Source organism: Aneurinibacillus danicus (assembly GCF_007991215.1).
Classification (GTDB): Bacteria; Bacillota; Bacilli; order Aneurinibacillales; family Aneurinibacillaceae; genus Aneurinibacillus; species Aneurinibacillus danicus.
Genome location: NZ_BJXX01000040.1, coordinates 1 through 14,376 on the forward strand (window position 1 = coordinate 1; position 14,376 = coordinate 14,376).

17 protein-coding genes are annotated in these 14,376 nt (G+C 47.4%); 1 reads left to right on the forward strand and 16 read right to left on the reverse strand.

Annotated elements, in window-relative coordinates:
• Positions 1-41 precede the first annotated feature (41 nt).
• The 4 genes from ADA01nite_RS04080 to ADA01nite_RS04095 all read right to left on the reverse strand — a co-directional run bounded on the left by ADA01nite_RS04080 (position 42) and on the right by ADA01nite_RS04095 (position 2,091).
• Entirely contained in the window at positions 42-1,148 is a 1,107-nt protein-coding gene (locus ADA01nite_RS04080; protein ID WP_146808632.1) for an AbrB family transcriptional regulator, read from the reverse strand.
• A gap of 18 nt (positions 1,149-1,166) precedes the next feature.
• Positions 1,167-1,361 carry a hypothetical protein gene (locus ADA01nite_RS04085; protein WP_146808633.1) on the reverse strand — a complete coding sequence of 65 codons (195 nt, stop codon included), beginning with the start codon at positions 1,359-1,361 and terminating at the stop codon, positions 1,167-1,169.
• Between the two features lie 116 nt (positions 1,362-1,477).
• The gene (locus tag ADA01nite_RS04090; RefSeq protein WP_146808634.1) at positions 1,478-1,855 is read right to left on the reverse strand and encodes a YolB family phage-derived protein; all 378 of its coding nucleotides are present in this window, start codon (positions 1,853-1,855) and stop codon (positions 1,478-1,480) included.
• Between the two features lie 29 nt (positions 1,856-1,884).
• Positions 1,885-2,091 (reverse strand): hypothetical protein, encoded by a 207-nt coding sequence (locus ADA01nite_RS04095; protein ID WP_146808635.1) that lies wholly within the window; start codon positions 2,089-2,091, stop codon positions 1,885-1,887.
• A 467-nt stretch (positions 2,092-2,558) separates the two neighbouring features.
• Here ADA01nite_RS04095 and ADA01nite_RS04100 point away from each other — a divergent pair, with 467 nt between their 5' ends.
• Entirely contained in the window at positions 2,559-3,764 is a 1,206-nt protein-coding gene (locus tag ADA01nite_RS04100) for an MFS transporter (RefSeq protein ID WP_146808636.1), read from the forward strand.
• Between the two features lie 29 nt (positions 3,765-3,793).
• On the opposite strand, the gene ADA01nite_RS04105 is transcribed toward ADA01nite_RS04100, so the two are convergent.
• From ADA01nite_RS04105 to ADA01nite_RS04160, 12 genes are all read right to left on the reverse strand, one after another.
• On the reverse strand, positions 3,794-5,191 hold the full coding sequence (locus ADA01nite_RS04105) for an FAD-dependent thymidylate synthase (RefSeq protein WP_170230142.1): 1,398 nt from the start codon (positions 5,189-5,191) through the stop codon (positions 3,794-3,796).
• Between the two features lie 33 nt (positions 5,192-5,224).
• Positions 5,225-6,316, reverse strand: coding sequence for an HD-GYP domain-containing protein (locus ADA01nite_RS04110; RefSeq protein ID WP_146808638.1), 1,092 nt, complete (start codon positions 6,314-6,316; stop codon positions 5,225-5,227).
• A gap of 113 nt (positions 6,317-6,429) precedes the next feature.
• The gene (locus ADA01nite_RS04115; RefSeq protein ID WP_146808639.1) at positions 6,430-6,732 is read right to left on the reverse strand and encodes a YunC family protein; all 303 of its coding nucleotides are present in this window, start codon (positions 6,730-6,732) and stop codon (positions 6,430-6,432) included.
• 70 nt (positions 6,733-6,802) lie between these two features.
• Positions 6,803-7,060, reverse strand: a complete 258-nt coding sequence (locus ADA01nite_RS04120; RefSeq protein ID WP_146808640.1) for a DUF6154 family protein — start codon at positions 7,058-7,060, stop codon at positions 6,803-6,805.
• Between the two features lie 119 nt (positions 7,061-7,179).
• Positions 7,180-7,404 carry a 5'-nucleotidase C-terminal domain-containing protein gene (locus ADA01nite_RS04125; protein ID WP_246147210.1) on the reverse strand — a complete coding sequence of 75 codons (225 nt, stop codon included), beginning with the start codon at positions 7,402-7,404 and terminating at the stop codon, positions 7,180-7,182.
• A gap of 19 nt (positions 7,405-7,423) precedes the next feature.
• Complete coding sequence (locus ADA01nite_RS04130; RefSeq protein ID WP_246147211.1) at positions 7,424-8,245, reverse strand: sulfite exporter TauE/SafE family protein; 822 nt, start codon at positions 8,243-8,245, stop codon at positions 7,424-7,426.
• A 105-nt stretch (positions 8,246-8,350) separates the two neighbouring features.
• Complete coding sequence (gene sufB / locus ADA01nite_RS04135) at positions 8,351-9,748, reverse strand: Fe-S cluster assembly protein SufB (RefSeq protein ID WP_146808642.1); 1,398 nt, start codon at positions 9,746-9,748, stop codon at positions 8,351-8,353.
• 25 nt (positions 9,749-9,773) lie between these two features.
• Positions 9,774-10,226 (reverse strand): Fe-S cluster assembly sulfur transfer protein SufU, encoded by a 453-nt coding sequence (gene sufU / locus ADA01nite_RS04140; protein ID WP_146808643.1) that lies wholly within the window; start codon positions 10,224-10,226, stop codon positions 9,774-9,776.
• Complete coding sequence (locus tag ADA01nite_RS04145) at positions 10,213-11,436, reverse strand: cysteine desulfurase (protein ID WP_146808644.1); 1,224 nt, start codon at positions 11,434-11,436, stop codon at positions 10,213-10,215. Before ADA01nite_RS04145 ends, sufU begins: the two co-directional genes overlap by 14 nt.
• Positions 11,433-12,725 carry a Fe-S cluster assembly protein SufD gene (gene sufD / locus ADA01nite_RS04150; protein WP_146808645.1) on the reverse strand — a complete coding sequence of 431 codons (1,293 nt, stop codon included), beginning with the start codon at positions 12,723-12,725 and terminating at the stop codon, positions 11,433-11,435. The genes ADA01nite_RS04145 and sufD overlap by 4 nt, the downstream gene beginning before the upstream one ends.
• A 20-nt stretch (positions 12,726-12,745) precedes the next feature.
• Entirely contained in the window at positions 12,746-13,534 is a 789-nt protein-coding gene (gene sufC / locus ADA01nite_RS04155; protein ID WP_146808646.1) for a Fe-S cluster assembly ATPase SufC, read from the reverse strand.
• Between the two features lie 294 nt (positions 13,535-13,828).
• Positions 13,829-14,269 carry a hypothetical protein gene (locus tag ADA01nite_RS04160; RefSeq protein WP_146808647.1) on the reverse strand — a complete coding sequence of 147 codons (441 nt, stop codon included), beginning with the start codon at positions 14,267-14,269 and terminating at the stop codon, positions 13,829-13,831.
• Positions 14,270-14,376: the final 107 nt, after the last annotated feature.

Sequence of the window (14,376 nt, forward strand, 5' to 3'; positions counted from 1 at the left end):
GATTTTCACAGAAAACAGAAGCGTACCGAGAGCAGCCAGCGCTACAAAGGTAACTCTTCTTCACTTTTGCCGCTCTCGGATGCGCCTTTTCTAATCCACCATTGCAGAAGCGGCGGAACAATAAACATGACGAAAAATACGCGAAAAAGTTGATAGCCACTGACCATTGATAAATCGGCATGCACCATGCTGGCCGTTACGCCCATCTCGGCAATACCGCCCGGTGCGGTGCTTAAAAATGCCGTGGTTAATGTCATCGGAGTCCAAAGGGTAAGCAGAAAAGCCAGGAGCAGCGAGAAAAGTACAAGAAAGACGCTGCCAAGCACGGTATACAGTCCAAGCGCCCGTATGCTTTTTAATGTTTGTGGCTTCATCTGCAGTCCAATATGAGTACCAATAGCAAACTGGGACAACAGGACAAGTGTGTGGGGCAAATGCGGTGCTTCTCCGGCACCCACCATGATTACCGCTGCAGTGCCGAGCATCGGCCCGGTCAATGCGGCAGCCGGAAGCCCGATCCTCTTTCCACCCCAGGCACCGGCTATCACCACTCCGGCATACAGCAAATATTGTTCCCATGAAGCAGGCATCCACGCCGTATCGGGCACAGCCCCTCCCGCTCCGCCTGATGACACCTGCTGTCCTAAGCCATGTACAGTTAAAAACGGCACGAAAAAAATGACCGCCAATACACGAATCGTTTGCATAAACGCCACCATTGTTGCATCTACTCGCTCTGTTTCTTCGCTTAGTACCAGCATTTGTGACAGTCCACCTGGCACACTGCCGAAAACCCCGCTGGCAATGTCTACTCCCAGCCGACGGGCAATAATCACTCCAAGCGATAAGCTAACCAGCACGGTCAGCACGGTAGATGCCAGCATAAAGGGAAGCTGCTGTATAATCTGCAACGCTGTCTCCCGTGTAAACGACGCACCCAGCATATATCCCAACAACAGAAGTGCTGTCTCCCGAAACGTGTACGGCCACATAAGCGTTCTGCGCGTTGCAAGACGCCAGACTGTTACCGCTGCTACCGGCCCGAGAATCCACGGCAGCGGCACACGCAGCACTGTAAAGAGCAGCGCACCGACAAGCGCCACCGCCGCCGCTTCCAGCACAGTAAAGTATGTATAATTTCTTTCCATGCTCCCTCCGCTCCTTTTTTATGATCCTACTTCCTTTCCATGATTTGCGCAAATAAAACCATCATGACCAATCAGCCGTAACCCCAACATGAAAATGACGGGAAGGGCGGCTGACTTTTGCGGTACGAAGGAATCGAGAGAAGAGAACGAGAGGATGATTTCAATGTGGAAAAAGGCGAACGCCTTTTCCTTCCTTGGATCTTTTTTCCTCATCCTCCCCTTCTTTCCTCACGATTTACATAGAAAAAGAACTGTATAGATTCTTTTCTACACAGTTCTTTACAATCATTTTTTTCTGTAATTTTTCTTTGTTTGTCAACAACCCCGTTTTAGGCTCTCCATTCAGCAGAAGAAATTAAAGTTTCATCTTCGTTAACAAGTCCTTTTTCATAAGCCTTTTCGATAATTCTGGCCACATTCTCATAAAGATTAGACTCATCAGGCCTAAATCTTAGTTGAGTTTGTATATGTTCTGAATGAAAACAGGAAATTTTTCTTGAATTTGAATTACTTGTAATTTTACAGTCAGCAATAATTTTTTTGAATTCATCAAAACTCATTGAGGATTGTCCCAGCTTTTTTCCGTTTTCCACGTTTTGTTTTACGCGAGCTACAATCGTTAACTGAGTGTATGCTTTGTATTCTGGGCTTTTAAATACCGAAATCGATCTTTGCATTGCTGCTGATTTTGATGAAATGTTTATCAAATCTTCACCTACTTCCTTATTTTGGGCAATCAGTTTATTTCCTGTTTTTCCTTCTTAGCTTTTTCTTCAAGCTCTTTAATTTTCTCTTCAGTTAAATGAATAGGAGGAACTGATGTGATTTCAGATTTATTTAAACTGTGTGTACTAACCGTAAAAGTATCGCCGGTTGTATATGTGCTAGGAATAATCTCTACACCAAATAGATTGTCATAAAAAGTTACGCCCAAAAATTGCACTTTTGTTAACTTCGGTGCTGGTCCTGCTTGTACAGCGGAGGTGTTATAAAGTAACGTTAGTATAAACAAAGCTGTGAATAGTGATAAAAAATTGTTTCTTCATCAGAATCTCCCCTTCGCTTATTTGTAAAAACATCCCAGTAATAATTATCGGAACAATTCTTCTATAAATTAGATTTTTCTTCCAAAAAAATTTTTTAGCTCAATACCTAAAAATGCGATTGAGGATATGAATAAAAAAACCCAAAGGGTGATGGGGGCGAGCTCGCTTGTCCTCTGAAGCGGGCAGTATATACTTCCTTGCGGGAGCGTACCGAAGTGACATGTTTCTCCCTTCTCTCGCCTCGTTCCTCTTTATGTATAAAAAGTTAAGCGCAGAGTTTGATATTGGGTTTTATTTTTCAGCAAATTGTAAACAAATGAGGTAAAATTGTAGTAAACCCTTCCCATGAAGAGGAGATGATTTTATGGCTTCTCCCGTACATACTATCGAATCACCTGCGCTCTGGACCAGGGATTTTATTTTCACGACACTGGCTAATTTATTTTTGTTCACAAGCTTTCAAATGTTGATTCCAACGCTGCCGGTTTATGTAGAGCAAAGTGGAGGCGATGAGCTTGCGGTTGGAGCGGTAATCGGAATTTTCACCGTGTTCGCTCTGCTGGCCCGCCCGTTCGCCGGCAAAGCGCTCGATACGCTTGGCCGCAGAATCGTTATGATGATCGGTTTGTTGATTTTCATTCTGGCTGTGGCCGGTTATTACTGGACAACAACCGTGTTTTTTATTTTAAGCCTGCGGGTTATCCATGGAGTTGGCTGGGGAATTACGACAACAACGTTCGGAACAGTGATTTCGGACATCATTCCGGCGCAGCGGCGCGGAGAAGGAATGGGATACTATGGCCTGTCAACTACGCTTGCGATGGCGCTGGCCCCTTTGTTCGGCATCTGGGTAATGGGAAAAGCCGGTTTTGGATGGCTGTTTTTCATCTCTGCACTGCTCGCAATCGCCAGCTTTCTCATCTCCCAGATTATCCGGTATCCTTCCCTGCCCGACTCCACAGAAACAGAAGTCTCTGAGGTCCGAAGTCGATTGGATGAATGGGTGGAAAAACGAGCGGTATTCCCTTCTTTTCTCGCTATGACGCTAGGTCTTACGTATGGCGGAATCGTAACATTTATTACACTGTTCGGCAAAGAAGTCGGTATTTCCAACGTAGGTTGGTTTTTTCTTGCTAATGCGGCTATGGTTATGATCGTCCGACCGATGGCGGGTAAGCTGTTCGACCGGCGGGGTCCGGTATGGATTCTTTTGCCCGGCGCCTTTTTTACAGTGGCAGGCCTTCTGCTGCTATCCTATTCTACCAACGTGCCTTCACTCGTACTTGCTTCCCTGTTCTACGGCGTTGGTTTTGGTGCCATTCAACCAACTCTGCAGGCCTGGACGATCAGCCGGGTTGCGGCAAACCGACGCGGTGCTGCTACCGGCACATTTTTCTCCGGCTTTGACTTAGGAATAGGCGCCGGGGCTATGGCACTCGGTGTAGTGGCCAAAGCAATGAGCTACGCGGCTATGTATCGTGTCTCTATTGTATTTATGGGAGTGTATCTCATTACCTATGTACTTTATCTGTTAAAACAAAAGGAACACCAAAAAAGCACGCGAGCATAAAAGCTACGTGCCTTCTATCATTTTTTAGCTTACTTTTTCAAATGGCGATCCATCTTAAAACCTGACAGAAATTGCTCGGTCTCCTGAAAAACACGTTCAAGCTGGGAAGCAACAGTGCGGATTTCTTTGTGCGCCTGCTCTTCTTTGTGAAGCGTAACAAAATGGGCAAGTCCGTACATATTGGCATAGAACGGCAGGCGGCGCGCATTTGCGTGCAGCACCACATACGGAGCAATGCCATTAAGGTCCGTATCTGCAAGCTCATTGTACAGACAATGCGATTCATTGTGCATCGTTAGCAGAATGTCGAGTATTCGCTCGGCTGTCTGTGTGCCTGACGCTTCTGCCACTTCCTGCGGCAGCATCAAGCCATAACGGGTGTCCGGCAGTTGCAGCGAGAAGTCAAATGCCCGGTGACGGATGATTTGGTGGTGGCAGCCTTCAGAACACGTAACAGCAATATGCTTGCCATATGCCCGCATAATCCCGGGTAATTCGCTGAGCCTGGTCATCGCAGACAAATCTCCCAGTACCATGTCCTCTGCACGGATACATTCAGACACAGGTGAAGCATCCGATATTGCAATGAACGGACCGTTATAGACAGGCCGTGCTTCCCGCGCTTCCGCCCGCCGCCGATAAAATTCGCCGACACAGGAACGCTGATATAGCATGGCTTCCGTATGGCCAATGGAAGACGGAAGCACCTCGGTCGCATGCATACGAATTTTCTCCGCCACCTCTACTATCTCCCGGCTAAAGCCTTCATGCGCCAGCATTTCAGCAATCGCGTCCGAGATGGCGCGCGCATTTCCTGTAACGGCCACATTGGATTTCGTGGCCAGCGGCAGGACAGTGCGCGCATTTTCGTATGCCAGCCTCTCGGCCACATCTTCTTTCATTTCCGGACTTTTCGCTTTGATTATTTCAAAGAAAAGCGGAACCAGTTCTTCATATTTTTTTAAGCATTGCTGTCCAAACGCGATGTAGCGTTCTTTCAATTCTGAATGCTTATCCAGTTCCACGGGAATGACAAAACCCTCCGGTTTATGGTAATGAAAGCTAAATTCCGTAAACGATAGCCATTTAGCTGCCTGGACGGTCTCCAGAATCTCGATACACCAGCGCGAGACACCCTCGATACAGAATTGGGCAAACGCATGCTCTTTTATGCTCGCATGTCCATACGCCATGCCCCATTTCTTCATCATTCCTTCCGTATGCGCCAGGGACTCCTTATACATCGAAATCATGTCTGTATCTGGAAGACACAGAACCCCCTTCTTGAGCAAGTCATACAAATTATCGCGAAAACTGCCTGGACTACGGCTCACCTTCGCAAAAACAGTGCCGACAACTTCAGCCGGTATATTTTTAATCGCATATACATTGTCTTCCGTGCTGGTTACATAGTTTGAAAGCTTCATCGTCTGCCTCACCTCATTCATCAATCCCGGCTGCTATAGGATCGTGTCGCACCGCACAATCATAATGGTTAATTCCTTGGAGAGATCAATTTCATAATACGGGTTAGCTTTGCTGCCGTCTTCATGCTTAATCACCCGCACTACAGGCCTTGCGGGCAGATTTCTATTATAGTCAACTACAATGCCGGTGGCTCCGTTGCTCAGTGTTACAGTTAACCCTACAGGATAAATGGAGACTGTCTTGCGGAACGCATCGACAATCGCCGGTTCAAAATGCGTACCCGTCCCTGCGAAAATAATCTCCATTGCATCATGAGGCAGCATCGCACCCCGATACACCCGATTGGTTGTCAGAGCATCAAACACATCACATACCGCCAGTAACCGCCCATATTTATGAATCTCCTCTCCCTTAAGACCACGTGGATAACCGGTACCGTCCAGCCGCTCATGATGCTGATAGGCACAGTGTGCGGCCAACAGCGGAATACCATGCTGCTGACGTAAATAATCGAAGCCGTATTCCGTATGCTTTTTCATTACGGCAAATTCATCGTCCGTCAATCGGCCCGGTTTATAGAGAATCTCTCCCGGAACCATTAATTTTCCGATATCATGCAGCATGGCGCCCATTCCAAGCTCAAGCAATTCTTTATCATTGTACCCCATCTCAATTCCAACTGCAGCGGCATAAATAGCCACATTCAACGAGTGGGCATATACATAATGGTCCTGTATGTACATATCGCTCAACAATCCCAATGCTTTGCGATTACGCTTCAGGTCGCCGACAATGGAGTCGAATACATTACGGAAAGCATTAATTGTGGACGGAGAAAGACGTGATTTCCACTTCTGCTCAGCATGAACAATTTCAGAAAAACCTTGATAGATGACTTTTACCGCCGCCCGTCTCGTCTCCGAAGACACAGCTTCTTCCATCTCCAGATCTTCTGTCGCTTCGTCACGGATATATAGTGTATTAACCCCTTTTCGTTTAAGTCGTTCAATCATGCTATCGGTCAGTACCATATCTTTATTGAGCAGCACCGCCCCCTGATCCGTGCAAATCGGCTGCGCCAAAACCATACCGGCTTCGCAGCTTTGAATTGAGATTAATCGCATACTGGTTTAACTCCTCATCGTACTCTAGTCTCTTCTTCTCATTATACATAGAAAGACCTAGGAAATATATCGTATAATCGACCTAAAAAAAGAGCTTTCCAAAAGAAAGCTCCTTACAGCATTGCCAGTATTGCGTCCTTTCCTCTCATGCCGGGTACAATTCCCATCTCTTCCGCTGCGAAAGTCACCGACTCAAGCGGAGCTTCCAGCAACTGGTCAATCGTCCGTACTCCCAGTGCCCGCCCCGCAATAATGCCGCGGCTGGCAAGCCGTTCATTTAACAATCCTACATCAAGTGCTCCGCACATAATATACCCTTTCTCCGTCGTTACCATCAGCAGACTGGTTTTTGGCAGTTGAACCGAAATAGCGGTTACCTGATGACCATCCAGCATGAGCGGCTTCATTTCAATCATATTTTTAATCCTCCTTGCGCCTTTTCTTTATCCTTTACACAGTATGTAAACAGCGCAGGCTGGGTGACACTCAATGATATCTCTGCTGTCGCGCGGTTTCCGGACGCGCCCCCCCAATCCCGTCTTCGGCCATTTTCACTCGCAGCGCCTCCATTAAATACAGGCCAAACATCTGATAAATTTCCGTCTCCTGCATCTCCTGAATCCATTGCACGAGCTCTTCTTTGCTCTGTCCATGCAGCAAGCTCATAACAATCGCTGTGACATCTTCTTCATCGCCCGTGAGTTTATCACGATACAGGTTGTAAATATCATTGACTAGCTTCATGAAACTACCCCTTTCACATCTGTATACTAATGCAGTTTTTTTCTAGTATGTCCCGATTTTGTCGCATGCCAGTGATTGCGTCTGGAATTCTTCAGCGCTTCTTCCAGAATAAAAAGCAGTTATGCCCCCGTCAGCTTCATCCGACATGGATTAATCGGGTGTGGACAAAGAGAAAGAAGGTCTTTACACGTGACATCTCCCTTTTCCAGGGAGAACAAAAGCGTGCCTGAGTTCACAAGGCCAATTTCCTCATCTACCCGAGAACGCAGCCCTGCCGCCAACAAATTGGGAAGCGGCGATTCCTCTTCCCATGATACAGGAAGATCGTATTTTAAACAAATCATATCCCGTCTCATTCTTGCTCTACATCAATCCCTGCCAGAGCATCCGGACGGCAATTAACAATAGGACAAACCGCATAAGTCTCTCAAGCCCCTTGCCCGACAGCTTTCTTGATAGTGTGCTGCCTAATTTTCCGCCGATCCAGGCCCCCGGCGCTATAGCAATCACCGCGCTCCATACAATATGTCCAAGTGTAATATGGGTAATACTGCCGACAAGCGAAGATAACAGAATAACAAACATCGACGTGGCGGCGGCCACGTGCGGCGGAAACCGAAACAATACAAGCAGGAACGGGACAAGCAACGCTCCGCCACCGATGCCGAATACACTGGATAAAATGCCTACCAGCAATGAAATAGCGATAGCAAGCGGTTTAGAATATCCATATGTATGCACTTGCCCGCTTATATCCATATATGTTCTTGTTGTTTTCCATTCCTTATTCTTGCCCGGCGTAAGTTTCGAACGGTATGTTAGAATCAAGAGCATAAACAGCATGAAAAGCCCATAATACAAAGTAAACGAGTCTTTATCAAAATAGGCTGAGAGCCATGCTCCAATGACGGCGCCTGGCGCGCTGCCTATGAAAAATAAAAAGGCGCTCGAAAAATCCACTAGTTTCTGCTTGGCATAGCTAATGCTTGAAGACAGCGCTGTAATGATAATAAGCATCAACGAGGTGCCGATCGCCAGCTGAGGTGTAATCTCAGGCACGCCCGGAATGATACCCGATAAATAAAATAGCGCGGGCACAAGAATAATCCCCCCGCCCAACCCAAGCAAGCTACCGAACGTACCGGCAGCTATTCCAACCAGGGTAAGAACGAACCAACCCATCATTATCCACTCCAATATGCCTGCTTACTTATGTACTTTTTCTTATCATATCATACAAAAAACCCCCAAACGAATGGTTTGGGAGTTTTCGTACTTACTACCGCTCGATTATCCGATTGAGCCTTCCATTTCAAACTGGATGAGGCGGTTCATCTCAACTGCATATTCCATCGGCAGCTCTTTCGTAAACGGCTCAATGAAACCCATGATGATCATCTGCGTAGCCTCATCTTCTTTTAAACCACGGCTCATCAGATAGAAGAGCTGTTCTTCACTTACCTTAGAAACAGTAGCTTCGTGCTCAAGCGTAATGTTGTTATTCAGAATCTCATTGTACGGAATCGTATCAGAAGTGGACAGCTTATCCAGGATAATTGTGTCACATTTTACGTTGGACTTGGAGCCTTCCGATTTGCGTCCGAAGTTGGCAAGTCCGCGGTATGTTACTTTACCACCATGTTTACTGATACTCTTCGATACGATGGTGGAGCTGCACTCCGGTGCAAGATGAATCATCTTCGCTCCTGCATCCTGATGTTGGCCTTTGCCTGCTACAGCAATGGAGATAACTACGCCTTTGGCACGAGGTCCTTTCATTACGACCGCCGGATATTTCATCGTCAGCTTACTTCCGATGTTGCCGTCGATCCATTCCATCGTCGCGTCTTCTTCAGCCACAGCACGCTTCGTAACCAGATTATATACGTTGTTGGACCAGTTCTGGATTGTCGTGTAGCGGCAGCGTGCGCCCTTCTTCACGATAATCTCAACGACTGCGCTGTGCAGCGAATCAGTGCTGTAAATCGGTGCTGTACAGCCTTCCACATAGTGGACAAAACTGTCTTCGTCGGCAATAATCAGCGTCCGCTCGAACTGTCCCATATTTTCAGAGTTAATGCGGAAGTATGCCTGCAGCGGCGTTTCGCATTTTACGCCTTTCGGTACGTAGATAAAGCTTCCCCCGGACCACACCGCGCTGTTCAAGGCCGCAAACTTATTATCTGACGGCGGAATGACCGTGCTGAAATATTCTTTTACAATCTCCGGATGCTCACGCACGGCAGTATCCATGTCACAGAAGATAACACCCATTTCTTCGAGATCCTGCTGCATGTTGTGATAAACAACTTCGGACTCATACTGTGCGGATACACCGGCCAGGAATTTCTGCTCGGCTTCCGGAATGCCGAGACGATCGAACGTATTCTTAATCTCTTCCGGTACTTCGTCCCAGCTGCGTCCCGTCTTCTCGGACGGCTTGACATAATAGGTGATGCTGTTGAAGTCCAGCTCCGTCAAATCGCCGCCCCATGTTGGCATAGGCATGCTCTGGAAGAGTTCCAGTGATTTCAGGCGAAAATCGAGCATCCATTGCTCTTCACCTTTTATACGGGAAATTTCTTCGACGATTTCTTTCGTCAATCCTTTTTTCGCCCGAAAAACCGAAATGTCTTTATCATGAAACCCATACTGGTACTCTGACAATTCAGGTGCTTTTTTGCTCATTTTATTTCCTCCTTGCTAAGGCGTTCTACGCCTCCTCATGTTTAGGCTGCTCGCGGAGGCCTTTCTCCATGGCTTTCCATGCGAGAGTAGCACACTTAATACGGGCCGGAAACTTGCTTACGCCTTGCAGCGCTTCGATATCGCCCAGGTCCGCCTCTTCAATCTCTTCTTCGGAGGCTTCCCCTTTCATCATCCGGGAGAACAAATCGGCTATCGTCAATGCTTCGTCCACTTCGAGTCCTTTGACAGCTTCCGTCATCATCGAAGCGGAAGACATGCTGATCGAACAGCCTTCTCCGGTAAAACGAGCGTCGGCGACTTTTCCGTCTTCCACTTTCAACTGTAGTTTAATGCGGTCGCCGCAAGTCGGGTTGTTCATGTTTACCGTCAATGCGTCATCTTCGAACTCCCCGCGGTTGCGGGGCTTCTGATAATGATCCATGATGACTCTGCGGTACAAATCATCAAGAGAAGACATTGCCGAAATACTCCTTTGTTTTAATAAGTGCTTTCACTAATGCATCTATATCTTCTTCCGTGTTGTACAAATAGAAGCTGGCACGTGCTGTTGACGATACTTTCAGCCATTTCATCAACGGCTGACAGCAGTGGTGTCCTGCACGAATTGCGATGCCTTCCGTATCAAGTACGGTGGCAATATCGTGCGGATGCGCCTCATTCATTGTGAATGTAACCAGCCCGCTCCGCTCTTCGGGACCGTAAATCTTCAGCCCCTCGATTTCGCGCAGTTGCTCCATCGCATACGTTACAAGTTTGCGTTCATGATCGCGAATAGCATCCAGGCCGATGGATTCCACGAAGTCAATCGCCGCGCCAAGACCGATTGCACCCGCGATAATCGGCGTGCCACCTTCAAACTTCCACGGAAGTTCTTTCCACGTTGAATCGTACAAGTCAACAAAATCAATCATTTCTCCGCCGTATTCTACCGGCTCCATTTTCTCAAGCAGGCGACGCTTACCGTACAGAACCCCAATGCCTGTCGGTCCCGCCATTTTGTGGCCCGAGAAAGCGAAGAAGTCACAATCTAACTCCTGAACATCCACCTTCAGATGGGGTGCTGCCTGCGCACCGTCGACAACCATCACGCCACCGTGGCGGTGCACGATCTGCGCCACTTCTTTCACCGGATTGATCGAGCCAAGAACATTGGACACATAGCCCATAGCCACCAGCTTCGTGTTCGGTGTAATGGTTTGCTCGGCCGCTTCTACGGTAATCGTACCGTCTTCGGCAAGCGGAATGAACTTGAGCGTTGCTCCAGTCAGTTTAGCAATTTGCTGCCACGGAATGAAATTGCTATGGTGCTCTACTTCCGTGATGACAATCTCGTCTCCCTCACCGATAAAGTTACGGGCATAACCTTGCGCTACAAAGTTCAGGGAAGTCGTCGTCCCCCGCGTGAAGATAACCTCCGCGGTTTCTTTTGCATTAATGAATGTACGGACTTTTTCACGGGCTCCTTCATATCCATCCGTTGCAAGCGTTCCGAGGGTGTGAACGCCACGGTGAACGTTGGAATTGTACTCCCGGTAATAACGGTCGACCGCTTCGATAACCTGAACGGGCTTCTGCGAAGTTGCTGCGCTGTCCAGGTATACCAGAGGATGGCCGTTTACCTTCTGGTTAAGGATCGGGAAAAGTTCGCGAATTTCTTTTGCATTCATCGGGATAACTTACCTTCAATCGCCGCGCTCAGGCGTTTTTTCATACCCTCGATTAGCAAATTGTCCAGCACAGGCGCCAGGAAGCCATTGATAATCAAACGTTCTGCTTCCTTACGCTTTACGCCGCGGGACATCATGTAGTACAGCTGAAGCGGGCTGATCGGCCCAACGGATGCCGCATGCCCTGCCATGACATCATCTTCATCGATAAGGAGAATTGGGTTTGCATCGCCACGTGCGCGTTCTCCAATCATTAAGATATTTTCCGCCTGCTCTCCGTTGGCTTTCTGTGCGCCCTTCTTCATTTCGGTAATTCCGTTGAAGATAGCGGTCGCTTCATCCAGCATAACGCCGCGGGACAGGATGTTGCTTTCGGTATGAGTACCGATATGCACGACGCGAGAGACAAAATTCTCCTTTTGACTTCCATTTGCAATGGCAACGGATTTTACGTCAGCAGATGAACCGTTTCCGTTCAGGATGGTCGTCGTGTTAGCAATCGTATTGCCGTGGTTCATATCGCCCAGCAACCATTCAATACGCGCATCGTTTTCTGTCACGCCCCGGCGGTACGTATAATCTGTTACCTGTTCAGAGAGGGACCGGACAGAAGCATACTGCACTTTGGCGCCACCCTGTACAAATACTTCGACCATACCGTTTACAACAACAGGCTGCTTATAGTCCGCTCCTATCACATTTTCCACAACTGTAACCTTACTGTTGGCATCAGCTACAATTAGCGTGTGCGGAAGCAACGCAATTTCTTCATCAGCGCCCCATACTACTGTTTGAAGCGGTTCTTTCACTTCGACATTTTTTGGCACATACACGAAGAAACCACCATTCCAGAACGCCTGATGCAGCGCCGTTACTTTGTGTTTTTCAATACCGCATTGGAATAAATACTTTTTTACGAGTTCGCCATGCTCTTGCACCGCCTGGGATAGCGGCATAAACAGTACGCCTTGTTCTTTCAGAGAAGCGTTAATCCCCGCATATACTATGCTGGAGTGCTTCTGCACAATGATATTGTCGTTACCCGCATCAAGCAGGTCCTTAATCTCCTGCGGCAGCTCTTCTATCGAAGAAAGCCTTGCTTCCTCTTTATACGGGATAAAACTATCGATGTTCCATTTATCAATTTTCGTCTTTTCCAGCTTCGGCAGCGGAAGTTGCTGGTAGCCCTCGAATCCTTCCCGGCGGAGCTGTGTCAGCCATTCCGGTTCGCCCTGAGAGAAGCGGGCCACCGCTTCCTGGTCGAATCGCACATTCGCTTCTACGCTCATTACTGTCATTCCCCCTAACCCTAGCTTTCTGCGCCTACAGTTTCGTCCTGAATACCAAGCTCTTCTTTAATCCAGTCGTATCCGTTCTCTTCAAGTTTCAGAGCCAGTTCCGGTCCGCCTGACTTCACGATGCGTCCCTGCATCATAACATGGACAAAATCAGGCTTGATGTAGTTCAGCAGACGCTGGTAGTGCGTAATCATAAGCACACCCATATCCGGGCTGCGCAGTTCGTTTACGCCGCGCGCTACGATTTTCAGCGCATCAATGTCAAGGCCGGAGTCAATTTCATCAAGAATCGCAATACTGGGCTTCAGCATCATCATCTGGAGAATTTCATTTCGCTTCTTCTCCCCGCCGGAGAAGCCTTCGTTCACATAACGGTGAGAGAAAGCCTGGTCCATCTCCAGCACTTCCATTTGCTTTTCCATTTGACGGATGAATTTAATGAGCGAAATCTCCTTGCCTTCTTCCTGACGGGCATTTAGTGCACTGCGCAGAAAATCGGCATTCGTTACGCCACTGATCTCGCTCGGGTACTGCATCGCAAGGAACAGCCCTTTACGCGCGCGCTCGTCCACTTCCATCTCAAGTACGTCCTCGCCGTTCAACGTCACTGAACCACCGGTCACTTCATATTTAGGATGACCCATAATGGCGGAAGCAAGCGTGGATTTCCCCGTTCCGTTCGGACCCATGATGGCGTGTACCTCCCCGCCCTTGATCTCCAAGTTTAGGCCCTTTAAAATTTGTTTATCTTCGATCGCAACGGTTAGGTCTTTTATTTGTAAATGCGGTGTTCCTGCCATGAGTAAATTCCCTCCATCCAACTTTTATCAACTTCAAAACATGACGTGCAATTGTCACGAATTAGAAACGATTTGTGTTCAATCCTCTTTTATAATATAGTATATCATAGTTGTAAATCAAGGAAAGACCTATATACATATTTTTTAAACAAATTTGTTTCGAAAGTGTCCTTTCTTGCCCTCCTCTAGGATACCCAATCTTAACGAAACTATAAATAAATATACTTCTATATAAAACAAAGATGGGAACGAAAAAAAGAAAGCTCTCTGTTTTCGCTCCTTACCTTCATACTACTATGCCTTTTTGGCCCGGCTTGCGATAAATTCCGCTTTGCGAGCAAACTGAAGCAGCGCTTTTTCTCCTGCTCCTTTTATCGCCACATATGCCGGCTGCCCGTCCACTTCTCTCATTTGAATCGATACGCTCTGCCGCTGGTAATGAACCTTAATAATGTCTTCGGCATTAATATTCACGAATGGAAACCCCTGCGAAGCGAATCCCATAAAGATGCTTTTGCTGTATACGATAACATCCATCTCGGTTGTGTGTACGTTATCGTTATGTACGACTTCCTTTACTTTTCCCTGCCAGAGCGGCACATCGAAATGCTGCGGTCCAATGCTTACAACATCACTTTTGCCCGGTTTTCTTCTGGTTAGCGCAAAGAAAGCCAGAATAAACAGCATAACCGAAATCGACATCGCCGCGCTGACATACATGATCGCCTCTTTCATGTCCATCTCCTCACTCTATCCCTTTTGCCTTTAATCTTAGCACTTTTCTATCTTACGATGGCAGTGGACGCCAATTTGTAACTTTCTTTTTTCTTTCTTTAAATGTC